This is a genomic window from Hanstruepera flava (assembly GCF_023634025.1).
GTDB lineage: Bacteria > Bacteroidota > Bacteroidia > Flavobacteriales > Flavobacteriaceae > Hanstruepera > Hanstruepera flava.
On the sequence record NZ_JALJCW010000003.1, the window covers coordinates 311,022 to 334,797 of the forward strand.

The following is a 23,776-nucleotide window of genomic DNA, read 5'->3' on the forward strand; positions in this document are numbered from 1 at the left end:
GATGCTTTAAATTTAGCAATCCTTTTTTTAATGAAACTTCATATCTCTTTCTTTTTTATTTTCGTTTTGCTAGCATCAAGCTGTCAGCAAGAAAAAACTATTGAGCCAGCTGAAAAAGATGGCAAACTTATTTCCTTTGTCAACCCTTTTATTGGAACAGGAGGTCATGGCCATACCTATCCTGGAGCAACCATGCCGTTTGGTATGATGCAATTATCACCAGACACACGTTTAGATGGTTGGGATGGCTGTTCTGGGTATCATTATTCAGACAATTACATCTATGGTTTTTCGCATACCCATTTAAGTGGAACGGGTGTTTCTGATTATGGTGATATTTTATTGATGCCAACCAATGAAATTAATTTCCATAATGGAGCAGATGGTAAAAAAGGGTATCGCGCACATTTTTCTCATGACAATGAAATTGCAGAACCTGGTTACTACAAAGTACATTTAGATTCAACAAATATTGATGTTGAGTTGACCGTTTCAAAACGTAGCGGAATGCATAAATACCGATTTCCATCTTCAGAAAATCAAGTGGTGATTTTGGATTTAGAACATCGGGATGAATTAATTGGGGGATCTGTTCAAATAATATCTGAAACAGAAGCTTTGGGTATGAGAAAATCTAAAGCTTGGGCTACTAATCAAATATTATTTTTTCATATAAAGTTTTCACATAAAATAAAAGATTGGAACAGAAGGTATGAAGTATATCCTACAAAAGAAAAATTTGTTTTTGACAACCCAAACAACGATCCTGTTTATATCAAAATTGGTATTTCAGCCGTTGATGAAGAAGGTGCACGAAAGAATTTAGAAACTGAAATAGTTAACAAAAGCTTTGAAGAAGTAAAACAAGAAGCCCAAGATGCCTGGGAAGCCCAACTCAACAAAATTGTAGTTGAAAGTACCAATACCGATTACAAAACCAATTTTTATAGCTCTTTATATCACACCATGATTGCTCCAAACTTATATCAAGATGTTGATGGTCGCTATCGTGGCATGGATTTGGAAATCCATCAAACTACAGATTTTGAGTATTACACCGTGTTCTCACTTTGGGACACCTATCGTGCGGCACATCCACTTTACACCATTATTGAAGAAGACCGAACCAATGATTTTATCAATACCTTTTTAGCCAAATATGAAGAAGGCGGCATTATGCCTATCTGGGATTTATCAGCTTGCTATACAGGTTGTATGATTGGGTATCATGCAGTACCAGTTATTGCTGATGCCTATTTAAAAGGCATTCGCGGTTATGATACTGAAAAAGCTTTTCAAGCCATGAAACATTCGGCAACACGAGATAAATTGGGTTTAAAAAGTTATAAGAAGTTTGGTTTTATTCCTGTTGAAGAGGAAAGCGAGTCGGTATCAAAAACTTTGGAATATGCTTATGACGACTGGACTATTGCACAAATGGCAAAAGCCATGAATAAAACTGACGACTATAAAACATATAGCGAACGCGCACAATATTACAAAAACGTGTTTGACCCAGAAACACAGTTTATGAGAGGTCGTTTTAGAAATACCTGGTTCTCTCCTTTTGACCCTTATGAAGTCAATTTCAATTATACAGAAGCCAACTCTTGGCAATACAGTTATTATGTACCACAGGATGTATCAGGATTTATAAATCTGTTAGGCGGAAAAGATAAATTGGAATCCCATTTAGATAAATTATTTACTGCTGAAGCAGAAACTTCAGGACGTGACCAAGCTGATATTACTGGATTAATTGGACAATATGCGCATGGCAACGAACCAAGTCATCACATGGCATATTTGTATAATTTCGTTGGAAAACCTCATAAAACCCAAGAAAAAGTCCATCAAATATTAACAGAATTGTATACCAACGAACCAGACGGTATTTCAGGTAATGAAGATTGCGGGCAAATGAGTGCCTGGTATGTGTTTTCATCATTGGGATTCTATCCGGTTACACCAGGAAGTAATCAGTATATTATTGGAACACCTTTGTTTGAAAAAGCGACTATTAATTTAGAAAATGGTAAGCAATTTACTGTGATAGCTGATAATTTGAGTGATACAAATATCTATATTGAATATGCTTATCTTAACGGAAAAGCTTTAGAACACTCCTACATTAGTCATAATGATATCATGAATGGTGGTCTTTTAGAATTTAAAATGACAGACAATCCTGCCATTTGGGGAAGTCGTGAAAATGAAGAACCTAAAACAAGTATTGATGAACACATTATTGTTCCAGTGCCATTTATTGCCAAAGGTGATGTGGCCTTTAAGGGTGAAACCAAAGTTGTTTTAGAAAACGTAGATAAGGAAGCTCAAATTTTATATCGATTAAATGATACCGAATTTGAGGTTTATAAAAACCCCATTACTATTTCAGAGCCAACGACTCTTGAAGTTTATGCTAAAGAAGGAACAAAAGAAAGTGCACGTATATCTACTAAATTCTATAAAATCGATCCAAACATCTCCATAAAGCTAGACACCGAATACGCTAACCAATATAATGGTGGTGGACAAAACGCTTTGATTGATGGCATCTACGGTACACAAGATTTTAGAACAGGAACTTGGCAAGGCTATTTTGATGAAGATTTAATAGCAACGGTTGATTTAGGAAGTTTAAAAACTATAAATCAGATTTCCGTTAATTTTCTTCAAGATCAAAAGTCTTGGATTTTTCTTCCTACCCATGTTGATTTTTTAATTTCAACAGATGGAAAAAGCTTTAAATCTATATATTCAAAAACTTTCAATGAGCCAAAACCTATAGAAGGTTCAAAAATTGAAACGCTGAACTTTGAATTAAATAATGAAAAAGCTCGTTATATAAAAATCATCGCCAAAAAATTAGGCAAACTCCCTAAGTGGCATTTAGGTTATGAACATGATGGTAGAAGCTGGTTGTTTGTTGATGAAATAACCATTAAGTAAGTAATTTAAGTTTTTTATATTTAAAAGGATTTTAAAACCAATTCATTATGGGAATGATTCACTATTATAATGTTGAAGATGGCGAATTTTTTGTTTTTGACGAATTTTTAATTTGTCAAATTGCTGAAGGCGTTAGTGTAACTCCTGGTCATTCAGAAATTTTAAACGAAGTCATTAAAAAGCATTTTCTTGGAAAGGATTTAGTTTATATTTCTAATCGTGTGAATTCCTATTCAGTAGATCCGCTAACTTACGTAGAAGTAGAACATATCCCTAATCTTATTGCCATAGCTATGGTTCCAGATGATGATGTTATGCGAAAAAATGCTGAATACGAACGTAACTTTTACGATAAACCTTACGAAATTTTCAACAACTTAAGTCAAGCAATAGAATGGTCCCACAGAATGATTAACGACCATGTTTTAGGTTAAAACAATATGTCAAATTTCAAAACCCTATTATTGAAATAGTCTTATGAAACGAAGAAACTTTATTAAAAATGCAGCATTATCAGGTGCAAGTGTTGCAGTTGGCAGTACGCTATTAAGTTGTGCTGAAAATGATAAAAACAAAAAAAAAGAAACCATAACACCTGTTGCTAATTCAAAAGTATCATTACCATTAGTAATTGCGACTTGGCATGTTATTGATGCTACTGCTAAAGCCATGGAAATTTTACAAGCAGGAGGAACTGCTTTAGATGCCGTTGAACAAGGTTGTATGGTGGAAGAAGCTAACGAAAAAGGGCAATCAGTTGGGAAAGGTGGTTTACCAGATCGTGAGGGCAATGTGACTTTAGACGCTTGTATTATGGATAAACATGGTAATTGTGGCTCTGTAGTTTATTTGCAAAACATAACCCATGCCGTTTCAGTAGCCCGAAAAGTTATGGAAGATACACCGCATGTGATGCTTGCTGGAAAAGGAGCTGAACAGTTTGCTTTAGAGCAAGGGTTCAAAAAGGAAAATTTATTAACGGAAGCTTCAAAAAAAGCATGGGAAGAATGGAAAGTAGAATCTAAATATAAACCCATCATCAATATTGAAAACCACGATACCATTGGCATGCTTGCCATTGATAAAAATGGTGATATTTCCGGAGCTTGTACAACGAGTGGTTTGGCCTATAAAATGGCAGGTCGTGTTGGAGATTCGCCAATAATTGGGTCTGGTCTATTTGTCGATAACGAAATAGGTGCTTGTGTTGCTACTGGATTGGGCGAAGAAGTAGTAAAAACTGTGGGTAGCTTTTTAGTGGTAGAATTGATGCGTCAAGGTAAAAGCCCTCAAGAAGCTTGTGAAGAAGCCATTGGCAGAATAGTAAATAAACCTAATAGTGATTACAAAAACTTTCAAGTTGGCTATATCGCTGTTAACAAAAAGGGAGAAACGGGAAGCTATTCCATTCACCAATGGTTTAGTATGACTAAATATCAAGATGGTGTGAATGAGCAAATTCAGTCAGATTTTTTTAATAAATCTTAAAACCATTTTATAGTCAAATCCACTATTTTTTGTTTCCAATTACTATATGGCGGTTTTAATAAATCAACTGCCCCAAAGGTATGTTGTTTTAATAGCGATCGTTGGTTGGTAAACTCCAAAAAACCAAAATAGCCATGGGATTTCCCAATGCCGCTATTGTTAGAGCCGCCAAATGGTAAATTATGATTTAAGTATTGTAATAAATTATGATTGATGCAGGTTCCTCCAGCACGTGTGTTGTCTAAAATATAATTGATATTCTTTTTCTTCTTGCTATATATATACAAGGCCAAAGGCTTTTCTTTTGAATTAATGTAGTCTACAGCTCCTTCAAGTGTCTTATACGTTTTCAAAGGTAAGATTGGACCAAAGATTTCTTCATTCATGAGTTTACTATCCTCATTCAAATCTGAAATCAACGTTGGTTCTATATAATTGTCTTCATCATTTGACTGACCTCCCGAGTCTATTCTGGCGTTTTTGGTTTTTGCCTCTTCCAGTCCTTCGTTCAGGCGACTGAAATGCTTTTTGTTTACAATTCTACTCAACGCTTTGGAGGACTCTGGTTTTTCAGAATAAAATGTGGTTATCTGTTTTTTGAAACTCGATATAAATGAATCTTTCATACGTTCATCAATCAGCACATAATCTGGTGCTATACAGGTTTGTCCTGCGTTCATAAATTTTCCAAAGATTAATTTACCTACAACTCTATCAATATCAACAGAATCATCAATAATTGTTGGGGACTTCCCTCCTAATTCCAAAGTCACCGAAGTGAGATGCTTTGAAGCTGCCTTCATCACAATTTTACCTACTGCTGGAGAACCTGTGAAGAAAATATGATTGAATGGTAATTCCAATAAAGCTTGTGACGTTTCCACTTCACCTTCAACTAACGCTATTTCGTTTTCATCAAACAAATCAGATACTATTCTAGCCATCAAGCTAGAAGTATTTTGTGTCATTTCCGAAGGCTTCAAGATAACTGTGTTACCTCCAGCAATTGCAGATACCAACGGCCCAAATGTTAAGTTTATAGGATAGTTCCAAGGCGAAATAATCAAACATACACCTTTAGGTTCGTTGATAATATAAGAACTGCTTCCCAACATGGCCAATGGTGTGTCTACCTGCTCTTTTTTTAACCAAGATTTTAACTGACTAGAAACATATTTTATCTCATCTATTACAGGATAAATTTCAGTTAAATCAACTTCCAATTGAGGTTTTTTAAAATCAGCATAAAGTGCATCTCGAATATCTTGCTTGTAAGTATACTCTAACGCATGTTTGAGTTTCTTAAGTTTTTTTATGCGTTCCTTATAAGTTGTATTGCCAATATTGAATTGGTTTGCTTTTTGTTTATCAAATAAACTTGCAAACTTATTTTCAGAATAGCTCATAAAATCATTAGGCCATAAATGGCTCGCCTTTTAAATCTTGTTCTTTAAATTTCTTTACCAACTCTAAAGCATCAGGGATGACATCACTACATAAAATAATTAACGACCCTTTTTCTGCATTTTTTACCGCATGGGTTATAGCCTCTCTTTCTGAAGGAATAATGGTAGTTTTCTTATTAGGGTCTTTCATTTGAATACCATCGTTCAAGAGTTTAATAAGTTCCTCTTCTGTACGTCCTCTTAATCGTTTGTCCTGACGGATAATGATTTCATCAAACATTTCTGCAGCGATACTCCCGACTTGATTAGTATCCTCATCACGCCTATCACCTACACCAGCAATAATACCCACCTTAACCGTAGCCTCTAATTCATCAGTAAATTTCTTTAATGCTAGCATACCAGCTGGATTGTGCGCATAATCAAGAAGAATGGTGAAATCTTTAAATTCGAATAAATTCAATCGCCCTGGTGTTTGCGAAGCAGAAGGAATAAAAGTTTCCAAAGCAGCTTTAATATCTTCAATGCTGATTCCTTGTACATGCGCTGCCAAAACTGCAGCTAGTACATTTTGAATCATAAAGGAAGCTTTACCTCCATAAGTCAATGGAATATTTTCGGCTCTCATAATACGCATTTTCCAAACACCCCTGCAAATAGTGACATAACCATTTTCATAAACAGCTGTAATTCCATTTAATCGTTGTAAAGCTTTTACTCTTGGATTGTTTTCGTCCATTGAGAACAAGGCCACGTTACACTCCACCGAACGACGCATATCGTAAACCAAATCATCATCGGCATTTAAAATAGCATAACCATCTGGTAAAACAGTTTCAGGAATTACGCCTTTAACTTTTGCCAACTGTTCAATGGTATGAATCCCTTTTAATCCCAAATGGTCTGCAGCTACGTTGGTCACAATTCCTACATCACATTTTTTAAAGCCCAAACCAGCACGTAATAAACCTCCTCTTGCACATTCCAAAACAGCGAAATTGACGGTTGGATCTTTTAAAACAAATTCTGCACTCGCTGGACCAGTACAATCGCCTTTCATCAACAAACGGTTTTGAATATAAACACCATCACTTGTGGTGTAGCCCACTCTGTATCCTTTCATTTTGGCAATGTGTGCCATTAAACGTGAGGTTGTAGTTTTCCCATTTGTTCCAGTAATGGCAACAATAGGAATGCGTCCTGTGTCGCCTTTTTGAGGAAATAATTTGTCAATCACAGGTGCCGCAACATTTCGAGGCAAACCAGATGTTGGAGCCAAGTGCATTCTAAATCCAGGTCCTGCATTAACCTCTAAAACGGCTCCACCAGTTTCCGATAGCGGTTGCGATATATCAGTCGTCATAATATCAATACCACATATATCCAAATCAATGATTTTTGAAATACGCTCTGCCATACTTACATTGGCAGGATGCACAATGTCGGTAACATCTTCAGCTGTTCCGCCTGTACTCAAATTGGCCGTGTCTTTCAGAATTAATCGTTCACCTTTAGCTATCACAGAATCTAAACTATAACCAGCATCCTTGATAATGGTTTTGGTCAAATCATTAACCGTAATTTGAGTAAGTACATTCTCATGTCCATAACCACGACGCGGATCTTTATTAACCTCATCTATCAATTCCTGGACGGTAGACTTGCCATCACCTGTCACATGAGCAGGTGTTCGCTTGGCTGCTGCAACCAATTTATTATTGATAACCAACAATCTATAATCTTCACCCACAATAAATTTTTCAACTATTATCGCTCCGCTTCTAGAACTTTCTTTGGCTTGCCTAAACGCTTCTAGAGCTTCCTCGTAGCTTTGAATATTCACAGTAATACCACGACCATGATTGCCATCAATAGGTTTTATAACCAATGGAAATCCTACATAGTCACAGGCTTCTTCTAGGCTACGTTCCCTACGAATAATATCGCCACGTGGCACTTCAACTTCAGCTTGTTCCAATAAATATTTGGTATCCTCTTTATCACAAGCCAACTCAACTCCTATACTACTGGTTTCACTAGTCACTGTCGCTTGGATACGTTTTTGATTCGCTCCGTAACCCAATTGGCACAGAGAATATTTATTTAAACGGATCCAAGGAATGCCTCTTGCTTCAGCTTCTTCAACAATAGAACCTGTACTAGGTCCTAGACGATCATCCTCACGTAATTCACGCATTTTCTGAATATCATCAGTCATATCATAATCTTCGCCTTCAATCAATGCTTCGCATATTCTAACAGCTGCCTTTGCGGCATAACGTCCAACCGATTCCTCCATATAAGCAAATACCACGCTATAAACACCTTCTTCGCCATATCCACGTGTACGACCAAATCCAACGTCCATGCCTGCCAAGGTCTGTATTTCCAAAGCAATATGCTCAATAATGTGACCCATCCAAGTCCCTTCTTCTACGCGTTGAAAAAAGCCTCCTGGTTCACCAACTGAACAACGATGCTCATACATGGTTGGGAACATGGTGGTGAGTCGTTCGTAAAATCCATCAATAGTATTAGAAGGCCTCTCTTCCATTTCTTCAAGATCAAGAACCATTACTATTAATTTATGACGACGTACAGACCAGTAATTTGGTCCTCTCATGGCATTTATTTCTCGTATTCTCATGTGGCTAGACTTGTTAATTTTTTAGTGAAAGATTATAAATATATACATTTTTCTAATAAAAAATTAGTTTATTTTTGCCCAATAATTTTGAACGTGATTAGATGAAGTTAATAAAGGGGACACTAATTCCAATTGGAGGAAATGAAGACAAAGGATATAGTGAAGATGATTATAACAAAGTTGATTATATTGAGGAAGGCATTCTATCGCATGTGGTCCGTGAAGCTGGAGGTGTAGATGCAAACATTGTCGTTATTCCTACTGCGTCAAGTATTCCTATTGAGGTTGGCAAAAATTACATTGAAGCTTTTAAAACACTGGGTTGTGATAACGTAACTGTTTTAGATATTAGAAATCAAAAAGATGCTGAAAAGCCTGAAGCTATTGCATCAATAAAATCAGCAAATTGCATCATGTTTTCTGGAGGCGACCAATCTAAAATCACTAAAAAAATAGGTGGTTCAACCATTCACAATATTATGTTGGATCGTTTTAAAAACGAAAAAGGTTTTGTAATTGCTGGAACAAGCGCTGGTGCCATGGCTATGGCAAAAGAAATGATTGCTGGCGGTAGCGCTTCCGAAGCTTTTGTAAAAGGCGCTGTAAAAATGAGTAATGGACTTGGTTTAATTCCGCAATTAACTATAGACACACATTTTATTCGTAGAGGCCGTTTTGGGCGTTTGGCTGAAGCTGTTGCCAAATATCCTAAATTGATTGGGATTGGATTAGCCGAGGACACAGGTTTAATCATTAAAAATAATGTTGTTCGTGTTATTGGTTCTGGAATGGTTATCGTTTTTGACCCAAGAAAATTGAAACACAATAACGAAAAAATCCTAAAAGGAGGTACGCCTATGTCTCTAACTAATTTAAAGACACATGTTTTGGCTAATGGTGACCGATTTAATGTAAAAAAGAAAAAAGTTAAAGTCTTACCTGTTGCAGAACCATTTATTTAGCTTTCTACTTTACAGAAATTTTATTTATATATAGATACTTCTTCAACACCAGAAGAAGATTTACTAGCGCGATACATCCCTTCTGTATTAAAAGGCATGGCTATGTTTCCTTTAGAATCTACAGCTATTAAACCACCATCACCTCCAATTTCAAGAATCCGCTTATTTATGACTTCGTTTGAGGCATCCTCTAATGACATTCCTCTATGCTCCATTAAACAAGACACATCATAAGCTACTACACCTCTAATAAAAAACTCACCACTACCAGTACAACTTACAGCACATGTTTTGTTATTGGCATAATTACCTGCACCAATCATTGGGCTGTCTCCAACACGGCCCCATTTTTTATTGGTCATACCACCTGTGGATGTGGCTGCTGCGATATTTCCTTCTTGGTCGCATGCTACCGCTCCAACAGTTCCAAATTTCGAATCTTTTTTTAATGAATGATCGAGTTGAAAGCTATCAGTATCTTTTATTTCTAACCATTGCTTGTGTCGTAAATCATCATAAAAATAATTAGCATCTTCCAATATATAATTTAGCTCTTTAGCAAATGTCATAGCGCCTTCACCAGCTAAAAACACATGCTCACTTTTTTCCATCACATCACGTGCTAAACTAATTGGATTTTTAATACCTGTTATCAAACTAACAGCTCCTGCATTTAGAGTCTGGCCATCCATTATTGAAGCATCCATTTCGTGAGTTTCTTCGGCTGTAAAGACACTACCCCTTCCTGCATTGAACAATGGTGAATCCTCTAGGTGTTTAACCGCTATTTCAACAGCATCAATGGCTGTTCCACCGTTTTGCAAAATATTATAACCAGTATCTAATGCTTGTTTTAAAGCTTCTCTGTATTTAGTTTCCAGCTCTGGTGTCATCATCCCCTTCACCAAAGTTCCTGCTCCGCCATGTATGGCTATTGAAAATGTTCCCATCTGTAATTTTTTGTGGTTGTGAAATTACAAATTGCAAACCAATTCGCATTCATGAAAGCATAACTTTTTGTAGCTTTGAGATTCTTACAAAAACAATTCTATGTCTGAACAAAAACGCCTTTTTCTTGTTGATGCCTACGCTCTTATTTTCAGAGGTTATTACGCTTTTATTAAAAATCCAAGAATAAACAGTAAAGGCATTGACACATCGGCCATTATGGGCTTTATGAATTCATTATTAGACGTCATTAAGCGTGAAAGACCGGATCATTTAGCCGTCTGTTTTGACAAAGGTGGTAGTACCGATCGATTGGAAATGTTCGAGGCCTATAAAGCCAATCGTGACGAAACTCCAGAAGCTATTAAAGTAGCCGTTCCTTACATTCAAGAAATTTTGAAAGCTATGCACATACCTATTATGGTAAAGGAAGGTTATGAAGCGGATGATGTTATAGGAACTTTATCAGTACAAGCAGAAAAGCAAGGATATCAAACGTTTATGGTCACACCAGATAAAGACTTTGCGCAATTGGTGACAGAAAATGTGTTTATGTACCGACCTAAATCCTTTGGTGGTGGTTATGAAACTTGGGGCATTGAAGAAGTCAAGAAAAAATTTGAAGTCGAAAGACCAGAGCAAGTTATCGACTTTTTAGGCATGATGGGTGATTCCAGTGATAACATTCCCGGATTACCTGGTGTAGGTGAAAAAACCGCCAAAAAGTTTATTCAGGCTTATGGCAGTATTGAAGGCTTGTTTGAAAACGTCCACGAACTAAAAGGTAAAATGAAGGAAAAGGTAGAGGCTAACCAAGAACTCGGTCTTCTGTCCAAAAAATTAGCGACTATCATGTTGGATGTTCCTGTGGTATTCGATGAAAAAGACTTTGAACTAAACACACCAGACATAGAGAAAGTAAAAGAAATATTTCAGGAGCTTGAGTTTAGACGTCTAACCGAGAATTTCCTTAAAACCTTCGCAACCGAAGGAGCTGTTACCACAACTGCTCCCGAAGTAGCCAAAACAGAGGAAAAACCCAAGCCAAAAGCTAAATCGACGGCTGGAGCTGGACAATTTTCACTGTTTAATTCAGATGGTGATACACCAACGGACACTACAACTTCTTACACCAGAAAAACTGCTGAAACCGCAAGTCATTTCTATCAAAGTGTCGCAACGGGTATGGCTACCAAGTTGTTCATTAAAAATTTAATGAGTCAAACCAGTGTCTGTTTTGATACCGAAACAACAAGCATCAATCCCATTGAAGCCGAATTGGTTGGTATTGCCTTTTCATGGGAAGCCGGCAAAGGTTTTTATGTGCCTTTTCCTGAAGACAAAACACAAGCTCAAGAACTCATAGAGCAATTGCGCCCGTTTTTTGAAAATGAAAATATTGAGAAAATTGGTCAGAATTTAAAATACGATATTAAGGTTTTGGCTAAATACAACCTTCAGGTTAAAGGCAAACTATTTGACACGATGTTAGCACATTATTTAATCAACCCTGATATGCGTCATAATATGGATGTACTGGCAGAAACCTATTTGAATTACACGCCTATCTCTATTGAAACACTAATTGGCAAGAAAGGTAAAAACCAATTGTCTATGCGTGACGTTCCTTTGGATAAACAGACTGAATATGCTGTAGAAGATGCCGATATTACCCTGCAATTAAAAGAACATTTTCAAAATGAATTAGGTGAGGCCAATACTCAAAAATTGTTTGATGAGATTGAAATTCCGCTTTTGCGCGTTTTGGCTTCTATGGAATTGGAAGGCATTAATCTGGATAAAGACTTTTTAGGTTCGCTTTCGGAGGCATTAACCAATGATATTGCTGCTCTAGAAAAAAGTATCTATCAAGCAGCTGGTGAAGAATTCAATATTGCATCACCTAAACAATTGGGTGTTATTTTGTTTGAAAAAATGAAACTGGTTGATAAGCCTAAAAAGACCAAAACAGGACAATATTCAACGGCTGAAGACGTCTTGAGCTATTTGGCAAAAGATCATGAAATTATTCAGAATATTTTAGATTTTAGAGGCTTATCGAAGCTAAAAAGCACCTATGTAGATGCACTGCCTCTACAGGTTGAACCAACAACCGGACGTGTACATACAGACTATATGCAAACGGTTGCAGCTACTGGTAGATTGAGTAGTAACAATCCGAATTTACAGAATATTCCCATTCGTACCGAACGCGGTCGTCAAGTACGGAAAGCCTTTATTCCACGAAACGAAGATTACACCCTACTAGCTGCCGATTATTCTCAAATAGAACTCCGCATTATTGCTGCTTTGAGTGAAGAAGAAACGATGATTGAAGCCTTTAAAAATGGTGAAGACATTCATGCTTCAACTGCTTCAAAAGTATTTAATGTGCCGCTTACTGAAGTGACTCGCGAACAACGCAGCAATGCTAAAACGGTTAACTTCGGAATTATTTATGGTGTATCAGCTTTTGGGTTGAGTAATCAGACCAATTTATCACGAAGTGAATCCAAAGAGTTGATAGACACTTATTACGAAACCTATCCGAAGCTTAAAAACTACATCAGTAAGCAAGTAGATTTTGCCAGAGACCATGGTTATGTACAAACTGTTTTGGGTCGTCGTCGCTATTTAAAGGATATTAATTCTAGAAATGCAGTAGTTCGTGGTGCTGCTGAACGCAACGCCGTAAATGCACCAATACAAGGTAGTGCAGCAGATATCATTAAAATAGCTATGATTAATATTCATAAGAAATTAACTGAAGGGAATTTTAAAACCAAAATGTTGTTACAAGTACATGACGAATTGGTTTTTGATGTGTACAAACCTGAACTGGATACCATTAAAACACTTATTAAAACCGAAATGGAAAATGCTTATAAATTATCCGTGCCTTTGGATGTTGACTTGGATATTGGTGATAATTGGTTAGAAGCGCATTAAAGTTTTGTAATTGCCTTTTCTAAAATATCTTTTATCTGAAGTTTTAAACTTTCAGGTTCAATTATTTTAGCATAATCGGAAAACACGATGTACCATCTTGAAAAGCCATGCTCAACATAAGATGTCATGAATGTCATTTCTACTTGATTTCCTTTTACTTTTTCAGAGACAAAACCATATTGCATTTTACTATTGTTTATATACCTTACGACACTTTTTTCAACAGAAATAATAACTTTTGTTTTTGGTGTATTTTCATACTGACTACGATATTCATCTAACGTAATGTGTTCTCTAGTAAAACTATGTTGAGTAGATTTTATAGCTAGCATTCTATCGGTTCTAAATTGTCTGTAATCACTTCTTAAATTACAAAAAGCTAATACATACCAAAATCCTGATTCGTGATAAATACCCACAGGTTCCACAAAACGTTCAGTAGGTGTTTCTCTATTCAACGCTTGGTATTTTAAAAACACCTGTCTTTTCTCTGCAATACATTCAAACAAGGTTTCAAGTGCGTTTGGTAAGCTATCATTAAATAATTTATGCGCAGGATCAACTAATATTTGTGATTCTAAAGCGGAAATCCAATCTTTTTCACGACCTCGCAACACTGATTTTAGCTTCATCATAGCAGACTCGTAGTAATTCCCTAATGATTTATCTACAAACTTCTGCATTAGTTTTTCGGCAGCCACAAAACTCCCTACCTCCTCTCTAGTAAACATAACAGGATGCAAACGGTATCCCTCCATAATTGAATAGCCCACACCTGCCTCACTTATAATTGGTACACCGGAAGCCTCAAGAGTTCGTATATCACGATAAATGGTACGTAGGCTCACCTCAAATCTATCGGCTAATTCTTTTGCCTTTACAATACGTTTAGATTGTAACTGAATAAGAATGGCTACAATTCTATCAAAACGTTTTACCGTGTCTAAACTCATAATGCTATAACATATTTCCCAAAGATATGATTTCAGGCTGAAGTATTTTTCGAATTTTAGCTTCAACATAATAACTATACTTTAAATACAAATAAACGTACAGCAAGTGACAACCGCTTGTCAATAGTCATTTTTAATTTTTTCTTTTTTACTACTGACATAAAGCTGTCACCACCACATATTAATTTTGGTTTCAAATAATAAAAATTACAATTATGGAATCAACAACAAACGCATTATTAGAACAAGTAATTACTCCCTCTCAATTATTAGCACATTGGCAAGGGCATAGAGGTTTAACCCGAAGAACTATTGAAGCTTTTCCAGAAGAAGATTTTTTTAATTACTCTATAGGAAGCATGCGCTCTTTTGCCGATATGGTAATGGAACTTTTAGGTATAGCTAGTCCAGGTATTAAAGAAATTGCTAGTGGAGAAATTCAGAAATTAATTGAACAAGTAGACCATGACAACAAAAAAGCAAAAATTCTTGAATTTTGGGATGAAGCTACTGATGAAATAAACACCTATTGGGCAAAGATAAAACCAGAGCAGTTTCAACAAAACATTAAGATCTTTGGTCAATATGAAGGTACGGTTTGGTCATCAATCTTTTATTTTATTGATAATGAAATCCATCATCGCGGACAAGCGTATGTATATTTGCGCGCTTTAGGTATTGAACCTCCATATTTTTATGAACGTTAATCAAACTAAAATGAAAACAGTTTTGGTATTTAAGACATCCATTACAAAAAAAAGAGAAGTCCGTTTTGTAAAGCCTTTTTTAAATAAACTGTTGACCAAAACCGATTATTGGAATTTTGACCTGGAGGATTGCGACAATATCCTTCGGGTTGAAACCCAAAACGCAAAAGCCATTTCTATCGCATCATTATTCCATCATTTAGGCTTTTATTGTGAAGAGTTACAATAATATATTATAAGGCCTTATAAACAGCTAACAAAAAATAGCCTTAGACTATTTGGTAATCAAATATATAATCGTAAATTTGCAAACTCTTTTTGGGAGAGGAATGTTTAATAAGAAAAAATTAATACGTGTGGACACATTAAGCTACAAAACGATTTCAGCAAACAAAGCTACTGTTAATAAAGAGTGGGTTTTGGTTGATGCTGAAGGTCAGACGCTTGGTCGTTTAGCTTCTAAAGTTGCAAAACTTTTAAGAGGTAAACACAAGCCAAACTTCACACCTCATGTTGATTGTGGCGATAACGTAATTGTTATCAATGCCGAGAAAATCAACTTAACTGGAAACAAATGGACAGATAAATCTTATATCCGTCACACAGGTTATCCAGGTGGTCAAAGAAGTTTATCTGCTACTGAATTGTTTGGAAAAGACCCAGCAAGATTAGTAGAAAAATCAGTTAAAGGAATGTTACCTAAAAACAAATTAGGTGCAGATCTATTCCGTAACCTTAACGTTGTTGTTGGTTCAGAACATGCTCATGAAGCGCAAAAGCCAAAAACAATTAATTTAAACGAATTTAATTAATGGAAGTAATTCACAAAATTGGCCGTAGAAAGACGGCTGTTGCTCGTGTATACGTTGCCAAAGGAAAAGGTAACATTACGGTGAACAAAAAAGACATGGCGGTTTATTTTCCTACTGCAACATTGCAGTACAAAGTAAACCAACCTTTAGCTATGACTAACAATGATAGCAACTTTGATATTACAGTAAATGTATATGGAGGTGGCATTACAGGTCAAGCTGAAGCTATCCGTTTGGCATTATCTCGTGCTATGTGCGAAGTTGATGCAGAAAACAGATCAATTTTAAAACCAGAAGGTTTATTAACAAGAGATCCAAGAATGGTTGAGCGTAAGAAATTCGGTCAGAAGAAAGCGCGTAAGAAATTCCAGTTCTCTAAACGTTAATATTATCCTCAACTTGATTGGGAATCTTATTAAAAGCTTTCCAATTAAGTTGAACTTAAAACAATTTTTTAACCCAGTTATTGTTGTCCATGACATTCCGAAAGTTATCGGAAGTCAGGATTTAGTTTAGCATCTAAATGGTTAAGGCGATTTAAAATAAAGACCACTTAATCATTGCTAATTCAACAGAACGTAAACTATTACAAAAATGGCAGTAGAAGTAAAAGAACTACTAGAAGCAGGTGTACACTTCGGACACTTGACACGTAAGTGGGACCCAAACATGGCTCCTTACGTTTATATGGAGCGTAACGGCATCCATATTATTAACCTTTACAAAACAGCAGCTAAAATGGAAGAGGCTGGAGCAGCATTAAGTAAAATTGCAGCTTCAGGTCGTAAAATTTTATTTGTAGCTACTAAAAAACAAGCAAAAGATATCGTTGCAGAAAAAGCTGGCGCTATCAACATGCCATACATCACAGAAAGATGGCCAGGTGGTATGTTAACCAACTTTGTTACTATTAGAAAAGCCGTTAAGAAAATGGCTGCTATTGATAGAATGAAAAAAGATGGTACGTTTAATTCTTTATCTAAAAAAGAGCGTTTACAAGTAGATCGTCAACGTGCAAAATTAGAAAAGAATTTAGGTTCTATTTCAGATATGACACGTTTACCAGGTGCTCTATTTGTTGTTGATATCAAGCGTGAGCATATTGCAATTAAAGAAGCTCAAAAATTAAACATTCCAATCTTTGCAATGGTTGACACAAACTCTGACCCACGTCAAGTTGATTTTGTTATTCCAGCAAACGACGATGCTTCTAAATCAATAGACAAAGTATTATCATACGTTGCAGATTCAATCGCTCAAGGATTATCTGAACGCAAAGCTGAAAAAGATGGTGCTAAAGCTGAAAAAGCTGCACCTAAAGCAAAAGCTGCTGCTAAAAAAGCAGTTGCTGCAACAGAAGAGGAAGAATAAACAAATAAACAAAACTATTAAAGTCGTTTAATACGTTTCTTCCTAAAGAAATAACATTATACGACTTTTTTAAATTAAAAAATATTATGGAAGCTATAAAAATAACAGCAGCAGAAGTAAATAAATTAAGACAAGCTACAGGAGCCGGAATGATGGACTGTAAAAAAGCTTTAGTTGAAGCTGAAGGTGATTTTGACAAAGCTATTGAAGTACTTCGTAAGAAGGGTCAGAAAGTAGCTGAAAAAAGAGCAGATAGAGACTCATCTGAAGGTGCTGCAATTGCTAAAATTAACGATGACAACACAGCTGGTGTTGCTATCGTTTTAGGTTGTGAAACAGATTTCGTTGGTAAAAACGAAAACTTTGTGGCATTAGCTAACGATTTAGCCGAAGCTGCATTAAATTACAACTCTAAAGAAGAATTTTTAGCAGCAGATTTCGGTGGCATGACCGTTGCTGAAAAATTAACTGAACAAACTGGCGTAATTGGAGAAAAGTTAGACATTACAGCTTTTGAAAAATTAGAAGCACCTTATGTTGGACAGTACGTTCACATCAACAAAATTGCTGCTTTAGTTGGTTTATCTTCAAAAGTTGATAATGCTGAAACTTTAGTTAAAGATGTCGCTATGCAAGTTGCATCAATGGGAGCAACTTCATTATCATACAAAGATTTTGATCCTGCTTACATTGCAGCAGAAACTGAAGCAAGAATTGCCGTTATTGAAAAAGAAAATATCGAATTAGGTCGTTTAGGAAAAACCCTAAAAAATGTACCGCAATATATTTCTATGGCACAATTAACTCCTGAAGTTTTAGCACAAGCTGAAGAAGCTGCTAAAGCCGAGTTAAAAGCTGAAGGTAAGCCAGAACAAATTTGGGATAGAATTCTTCCTGGTAAAATGGAGCGTTATATTTCTGATAACACGACATTAGACCAAGAGCAATGTCTTTTAGACCAAAAGTTCATTAAAGATGAAAAGCAAACTGTTGCGCAATATGTTGCATCTTATGGTAATGTTGAAATTACTGGGTTCAAACGTGCTACAGTAGGATAATTATTTATCATATAATTTACTAAAGCCTCTCATGAAATTGGGAGGCTTTTTTATTGCAATTCCGTTTAAAAAATCTCAATTCAAAAACAAAAAAATTGTGTAGTTTTGCTAAACGCTCAAAAGTAACCATGAAATACAAAAGAATACTCTTAAAACTTTCAGGAGAAGCCTTAATGGGAAATCGCCAATATGGTATAGATCCTGACCGTTTAGCTGAATATGCAAATGATATTAAAACCATAACAGATCAAGGCGTAGAAGTTGCCATTGTAATCGGTGGTGGTAATATTTTTAGAGGTGTTGCTGGTGCGAGCAATGGTATGGATCGTGTTCAAGGAGATCACATGGGTATGCTAGCAACTGTAATAAATGGTTTGGCTTTGCAAAGTGCATTGGAAAATGCAGGTGTACCAACCCGATTACAGACAGCCATAAAAATTAATGAAGTTGCCGAACCCTTTATACGTAGAAAGGCTATGCGCCATTTAGAAAAAGGCCGTGTGGTAATATTTGGAGGAGGAACTGGTAATCCATATTTTACAACCGATTCAGCTGCTGTATTGCGTGCCATAGAAATTGAAGCTGATGTTATTTTAAAAGGCACTCGTGTTGATGGCATTTATACATCAGATCCTGAAAAAGATGCCAACGCTATTAAATTTGACCACATAACCTTTGATGATGTGCTGCGCAAAGGTTTAAAAGTTATGGATACGACTGCTTTTACCTTAAGTCAAGAAAACGAATTACCCATTATTGTTTTTGATATGAATAAAAAAGGGAATTTGCTTAAAGTCGTATCTGGAGAAAACATAGGAACCAAAGTTAATTTATAATTGTGGCGTATTTTTTGAGTACGTTATTTTAAATTTAATTTTTAAGAAATGGAAGACATACAATTTATATTAGACACTGCTAAAGAAGCCATGGATGCTGCTATTAAGCATTTAGAAAAACAATTGGTCAATATACGAGCTGGTAAGGCAAGTCCAGCTATGTTGGGAAGCGTTATGGTTGACTATTACGGTTCTCAAACACCATTAAACCAAGTTGCCAATGTAAACACTCCTGACGGTAGAACTATTACTGTACAGCCTTGGGAAAAAGCCATGCTTCAAGAAATTGAACGAGGCATTATGCATGCTAATTTAGGATTCAACCCTATGAATAATGGTGAATCTATAATTATAAATGTTCCGCCTTTAACAGAGGAGCGCAGATCTTCTCTAGCCAAGCAAGCAAAAGCCGAAGCCGAAGATGCTAAAGTTGGTGTTAGAAATGCTAGAAAAGAGGCTAATCATGAAATTAAAAAACTAGAAGACGCTTCAGAAGATCTAAAAGGAAATGCAGAAATAGATGTTCAAACAATGACCGATAAATATGTTGAAAAAATTGATCATATTTTCGAGAACAAGGAAAAGGAAATTATGACCGTATAATTTTTAAAAGCAACTTTTTTTAGAAGTTGCTTTTTTTATATTCTCATCGTATATATTATCTATTAAGCATTCAACAAATACATAGGTTTTTGCTACCTTTGCCGTTCGTTTGAAACCTTATGTTTAAATTACTTACAAAGAATTTTTGGGACGTTGTTGCTAGACTAATTTTAAGAAATAAAATTGGTATTCTAGTTGTTATTTTAATAACCACTATTTTTTTTAGCAGACAATGGGACAACATGCGTTTCACCTATACTGAAGCCAATTTACTACCAGACGACCATCCTGTAACTGTAACGTATAACGAATTTTTTGAAATCTTTGGCGAAGAAGGCAACCTAGTGGTATTAGGTGTTAAGGATTCGTCGTTATTTACGGTTGAAAAACTTAATGCATGGAATAATTTTTCGGAGCAATTCAAAGCATTTGATGAAGTTGAAGCCGTAATTTCATTAAAAGATTTAAAAAAACTTAAAAAAGACACCGAAAAGGAACGTTTTGTTTTGGAGTCGTTTATAACCGATTCTGTTTCGAGCGCAGCTGAAATTTCAAAACTTAAGGAAGACTTATTTGAAAAATATCCGTTTTACGATAATTTTCTCTTTAACAAAGAGACACAAACCATTCGTACAGCCATTTATCTAAAGAAGGATATTGTTAACACCGCTGTTCGTAAAGACTTTGTGTTTAATGATTTAATTCCGCTTATTGAAGAATTTGAGAACACTTATAACTTGGATGTTCGTGCTTCTGGCATGCCGTATGTAAGAACCCTAAATGCTCAAAATATTGTTGACGAAATAGGTGTTTTTATTGGTGCTGCCTTATTGGTTACGTCTCTTATTTTCTTTTTCTTTTTCCGTTCGTTTAGGGCTACATTAATTTCCATGTTTGTGGTGTGTTTAGGTGTTATGTGGACCTTTGGCATTATAGGTTTATTGGAATATGAGATAACCGTTTTAACAGCTTTAATTCCGCCATTAATTATAGTAATTGGGATACCAAATTGTATTTTCTTAATTAATAAATATCAGCATGAGGTAAAACTTCATGGTAATAAAGTTAAGTCGTTACAACGTGTTATTACAAAAATTGGTAATGCCACATTAATGACCAATGTTACAACAGCTTCCGGTTTTGCTACGTTTATGCTAACTGAAAGCACATTGCTTAAAGAGTTTGGTTTAGTAGCATCCTTAAGTATTTTGGCCATATTTATATTATGTCTTCTTATTATTCCCATTATATACACGTTTTTGCCGTTTCCAAAAGATCGCCATTTAGAGCATTTAAATAAGCGATGGATAGGTGGTTTCGTCAATTGGATGGAACGCATGGTAAAACAAAGACGTATTACCATCTATATTGCTTCAATCGTGCTTTTGGTGGTAAGTATGATTGGAATGAACCAAATTAGAATTTCTGGTAGCCTTATTGAGGATATGTCTAAAACCTCTAGTTTTTTTGAAGACATTCGATTTTTTGAAGAAGAGTTCAATGGTATTATGCCTTTGGAAATTCTAGTGGATACTAAACGTAAAAAGGGCGTTACTAAATTATCAACTTTAAAACGTATGGATGAGTTAGAGGAACTTATAATAGAAACTCCAGAGTTATCCAAACCCATTTCTGTTGTTGGCCTTGTGAAATATGCCAAACAAGCCTACACTAATGGCAACCCAAAATACTACCAGTTACCTACCAGTCAGGAAAATTTATTTATCTCTTCTTACATAAAAAATTCAACTTCAGAGGTTGACTTGTTAAAGGATTTTGTTGATAGCACGGGCCAATATGCCCGAATTACCACATTTATGAAGGATGTAGGAACTGACAAAATGGAGCGTATTGAAGAGAACATACAGACCGAAATCGACAAAGTTTTTCCTGAAGAAAAATACGACATAACCATAACTGGCAAAGCTTTGGTTTTTCAAAAAGGGACCAAATATCTGGTTAAAAACCTAGCTATATCACTGACTTTAGCCATATTTTTGATATCCTTATTTATGGCCTATATGTTTCGTTCCTTTAGAATGATAATTATATCCCTAATCCCAAACTTACTTCCGCTGGTTATTACAGCTGGGCTTATGGGGTTTTTAGGTGTTCCTATAAAACCTTCAACAATTTTAGTATTTAGTATTGCCTTTGGTATCTCGGTTGATGATACCATTCATTTTCTAGCAAAATACAGACAAGAGCTACAAGCCAACCATTGGAAAATTAGAGTTTCCGTTTATGCGGCCTTACGTGAAACTGGTGTAAGTATGTTTTATACATCCATCGTTTTGTTTTTCGGTTTTTCGGTGTTTACAATATCCAGTTTTGGCGGCACAGTGGCATTAGGAGCTTTAGTTTCTGCCACCTTGTTATTTGCCATGTTATCTAACTTGTTATTGCTTCCTTCTTTGTTATTGTCATTAGAACGCAGTATCGCTAATAAACAAGTATTAAAAGAGCCAAGCATTAATATTATTCCTGACGATGATGATGACAATGATATAATTGAAAACAACTAAAAATTATATACTTTTGGCTTGAATAAATATTATGGTCAGGCTTGAAAGCCATTAGGCTTTTTTTATATTTGCAATCAAAATTTTAGTCACATGAAAACGTACACAGTTGCGGAATTGCTTGAGAAGAATCTTGTTTTACAAGAAGTAGAAGTTAAAGGTTGGGTTCGTACATTTAGAGCCAACAGATTTATTGCCTTAAATGATGGCTCTACTTTAAATAACATTCAATGTGTTGTAGATTTTGAAAATCTTGACGAGTCGGTTTTAAAACGTATCACAACCGGTGCTGCTGTTCATATTATAGGCGAGTTAACCGAAAGTCAAGGGAAAGGACAAAATGTAGAAATTCAGGTGTCTAAAATTGATGTTTTAGGTGATTCAGATCCTGAAACCTACCCTATTCAACCCAAAAAACATTCTTTTGAATTTTTAAGAGAAAATGCTCATTTGCGTACAAGAACCAATACGTTTAGCGCCGTTATGCGACTGCGCTCTTCGTTATCGTTTGCCATACACCAATATTTTAATGAGAATGGTTTCTACTACATGCATACGCCAATTATTACAGGTAGCGATGCCGAAGGTGCCGGTGAAATGTTTAGGGTAAGTGCATTGAATGCTAAAAATCCACCTTTAACAGAAGATGGTGAAGTAAATTATAAAGAAGACTTTTTTGGAAAGGAAACCAACTTAACAGTTTCAGGACAGTTGGAAGCCGAAACCTACGCTATGTCATTGGGTAAAGTCTATACATTTGGACCTACTTTTAGAGCCGAAAACTCAAACACATCACGACATTTAGCAGAGTTTTGGATGATTGAGCCTGAAGTAGCATTTATGGATTTGGATGGCAATATGGATTTGGCTGAAGATTTCATGAAGTATGTTTTAAAGTATGTATTAGAACATAATTCAGATGATTTAGCCTTTTTAGAAAAACGTCTTTTGGACGAGGAAAAAACTAAACCTCAAGCCGAGCGTTCTGAAATGAGCCTTATTGAAAAAATTAAATTTGTTGTCGACAACAATTTCAAGCGTGTAAGTTATACTGAAGCGATAGAAATTTTAAGAAATAGTAAACCTAACAAGAAGAAAAAATTCAAATATATAATTGAAGAATGGGGAGCCGATTTACAAAGTGAGCATGAACGCTATCTTGTTGAGAAACACTTTAAGTGCCCTGTGATTTTATTTGATTACCCAGCTAACATTAAAGCGTTTTACATGCGTTTAAATGAAGACGGAAAAACTGTTCGCGCCATGGATATCCTATTCCCAGGAATTGGTGAAATGGTAGGTGGCTCACAACGTGAAGAACGTTTGGATGTTTTAAAAGATAAAATGGCTGCTTTAGATATTGATGAACAAGAATTATGGTGGTATTTAGACTTGCGCAAGTATGGAACCGCTGTTCATTCTGGCTTTGGTTTAGGCTTTGAGCGTTTGGTTATGTTCGCCACAGGAATGGGTAATATTCGTGATGTGATTCCATATCCAAGAACACCGCAAAATGCTGATTTTTAACTTACAGTTGGCTTTTATTATCAGAATAAAAGTCA

General features: G+C 35.7%; 19 protein-coding genes. 15 read left to right on the forward strand and 4 right to left on the reverse strand.

Features of this window, described 5'->3' with window-relative positions:
• Nucleotides 1–30: 30 nt before the first annotated feature.
• The 3 genes from MTX13_RS11490 to MTX13_RS11500 are packed head-to-tail and all read left to right on the forward strand — an operon-like array spanning nucleotide 31 to nucleotide 4,440.
• Entirely contained in the window at nucleotides 31–2,952 is a 2,922-nt protein-coding gene (locus tag MTX13_RS11490; protein ID WP_250435281.1) for a GH92 family glycosyl hydrolase, read from the forward strand.
• Between the two features lie 47 nt (nucleotides 2,953–2,999).
• Nucleotides 3,000–3,386, forward strand: a complete 387-nt coding sequence (locus MTX13_RS11495; protein ID WP_250435282.1) for a hypothetical protein — start codon at nucleotides 3,000–3,002, stop codon at nucleotides 3,384–3,386.
• A 43-nt stretch (nucleotides 3,387–3,429) separates the two neighbouring features.
• A complete protein-coding gene (locus tag MTX13_RS11500; RefSeq protein ID WP_250435283.1) occupies nucleotides 3,430–4,440 on the forward strand; it encodes an isoaspartyl peptidase/L-asparaginase family protein in 1,011 nt (336 codons plus the stop codon).
• Here MTX13_RS11500 and MTX13_RS11505 read toward each other — a convergent pair.
• Both MTX13_RS11505 and cphA read right to left on the reverse strand, forming a co-directional pair.
• Nucleotides 4,437–5,846: an aldehyde dehydrogenase family protein gene (locus tag MTX13_RS11505; RefSeq protein ID WP_250435284.1), complete on the reverse strand. Its 1,410-nt coding sequence runs from the start codon at nucleotides 5,844–5,846 to the stop codon at nucleotides 4,437–4,439. The two genes, MTX13_RS11500 and MTX13_RS11505, sit on opposite strands and share 4 nt — an antisense overlap.
• A gap of 7 nt (nucleotides 5,847–5,853) precedes the next feature.
• Entirely contained in the window at nucleotides 5,854–8,493 is a 2,640-nt protein-coding gene (cphA, locus tag MTX13_RS11510; RefSeq protein WP_250435295.1) for a cyanophycin synthetase, read from the reverse strand.
• 101 nt (nucleotides 8,494–8,594) lie between these two features.
• On the opposite strand from cphA, the gene MTX13_RS11515 reads away from it, so the two are divergent.
• The gene (locus MTX13_RS11515) at nucleotides 8,595–9,455 is read left to right on the forward strand and encodes a cyanophycinase (RefSeq protein ID WP_250435297.1); all 861 of its coding nucleotides are present in this window, start codon (nucleotides 8,595–8,597) and stop codon (nucleotides 9,453–9,455) included.
• Nucleotides 9,456–9,475: 20 nt separating this feature from the next.
• Here the strand turns inward: MTX13_RS11515 and MTX13_RS11520 are convergent, their stop codons facing one another.
• Nucleotides 9,476–10,405, reverse strand: coding sequence for an isoaspartyl peptidase/L-asparaginase family protein (locus tag MTX13_RS11520; protein ID WP_250435299.1), 930 nt, complete (start codon nucleotides 10,403–10,405; stop codon nucleotides 9,476–9,478).
• 100 nt (nucleotides 10,406–10,505) lie between these two features.
• On the opposite strand from MTX13_RS11520, the gene polA reads away from it, so the two are divergent.
• The gene (gene polA / locus MTX13_RS11525; protein ID WP_250435301.1) at nucleotides 10,506–13,352 is read left to right on the forward strand and encodes a DNA polymerase I; all 2,847 of its coding nucleotides are present in this window, start codon (nucleotides 10,506–10,508) and stop codon (nucleotides 13,350–13,352) included.
• Here the strand turns inward: polA and MTX13_RS11530 are convergent.
• On the reverse strand, nucleotides 13,349–14,305 hold the full coding sequence (locus MTX13_RS11530) for a helix-turn-helix transcriptional regulator (RefSeq protein WP_250435303.1): 957 nt from the start codon (nucleotides 14,303–14,305) through the stop codon (nucleotides 13,349–13,351). The two genes, polA and MTX13_RS11530, sit on opposite strands and share 4 nt — an antisense overlap.
• 215 nt (nucleotides 14,306–14,520) lie before the next feature.
• On the opposite strand from MTX13_RS11530, the gene MTX13_RS11535 reads away from it, so the two are divergent.
• The 10 genes from MTX13_RS11535 to asnS all read left to right on the forward strand — a co-directional run bounded on the left by MTX13_RS11535 (nucleotide 14,521) and on the right by asnS (nucleotide 23,741).
• Nucleotides 14,521–15,012, forward strand: a complete 492-nt coding sequence (locus MTX13_RS11535; RefSeq protein ID WP_250435314.1) for a DinB family protein — start codon at nucleotides 14,521–14,523, stop codon at nucleotides 15,010–15,012.
• Between the two features lie 10 nt (nucleotides 15,013–15,022).
• Nucleotides 15,023–15,241: a hypothetical protein gene (locus tag MTX13_RS11540; protein ID WP_250435317.1), complete on the forward strand. Its 219-nt coding sequence runs from the start codon at nucleotides 15,023–15,025 to the stop codon at nucleotides 15,239–15,241.
• 127 nt (nucleotides 15,242–15,368) lie between these two features.
• Complete coding sequence (gene rplM, locus MTX13_RS11545; protein WP_250435328.1) at nucleotides 15,369–15,824, forward strand: 50S ribosomal protein L13; 456 nt, start codon at nucleotides 15,369–15,371, stop codon at nucleotides 15,822–15,824.
• Nucleotides 15,824–16,210 carry a 30S ribosomal protein S9 gene (rpsI, locus tag MTX13_RS11550; protein WP_250435330.1) on the forward strand — a complete coding sequence of 129 codons (387 nt, stop codon included), beginning with the start codon at nucleotides 15,824–15,826 and terminating at the stop codon, nucleotides 16,208–16,210. Before rplM ends, rpsI begins: the two co-directional genes overlap by 1 nt.
• Before the next feature lie 208 nt (nucleotides 16,211–16,418).
• On the forward strand, nucleotides 16,419–17,195 hold the full coding sequence (gene rpsB, locus MTX13_RS11555; protein ID WP_250435332.1) for a 30S ribosomal protein S2: 777 nt from the start codon (nucleotides 16,419–16,421) through the stop codon (nucleotides 17,193–17,195).
• A gap of 86 nt (nucleotides 17,196–17,281) precedes the next feature.
• Nucleotides 17,282–18,253 carry a translation elongation factor Ts gene (gene tsf, locus MTX13_RS11560; protein WP_250435333.1) on the forward strand — a complete coding sequence of 324 codons (972 nt, stop codon included), beginning with the start codon at nucleotides 17,282–17,284 and terminating at the stop codon, nucleotides 18,251–18,253.
• Between the two features lie 128 nt (nucleotides 18,254–18,381).
• The gene (gene pyrH, locus MTX13_RS11565; protein ID WP_250435334.1) at nucleotides 18,382–19,089 is read left to right on the forward strand and encodes a UMP kinase; all 708 of its coding nucleotides are present in this window, start codon (nucleotides 18,382–18,384) and stop codon (nucleotides 19,087–19,089) included.
• A gap of 48 nt (nucleotides 19,090–19,137) precedes the next feature.
• Nucleotides 19,138–19,692: a ribosome recycling factor gene (frr, locus tag MTX13_RS11570; RefSeq protein ID WP_250435336.1), complete on the forward strand. Its 555-nt coding sequence runs from the start codon at nucleotides 19,138–19,140 to the stop codon at nucleotides 19,690–19,692.
• Between the two features lie 119 nt (nucleotides 19,693–19,811).
• Complete coding sequence (locus tag MTX13_RS11575; protein ID WP_250435344.1) at nucleotides 19,812–22,217, forward strand: efflux RND transporter permease subunit; 2,406 nt, start codon at nucleotides 19,812–19,814, stop codon at nucleotides 22,215–22,217.
• 90 nt (nucleotides 22,218–22,307) lie between these two features.
• On the forward strand, nucleotides 22,308–23,741 hold the full coding sequence (asnS, locus tag MTX13_RS11580) for an asparagine--tRNA ligase (RefSeq protein ID WP_250435346.1): 1,434 nt from the start codon (nucleotides 22,308–22,310) through the stop codon (nucleotides 23,739–23,741).
• The last annotated feature ends 35 nt before the right edge of the window (nucleotides 23,742–23,776 follow it).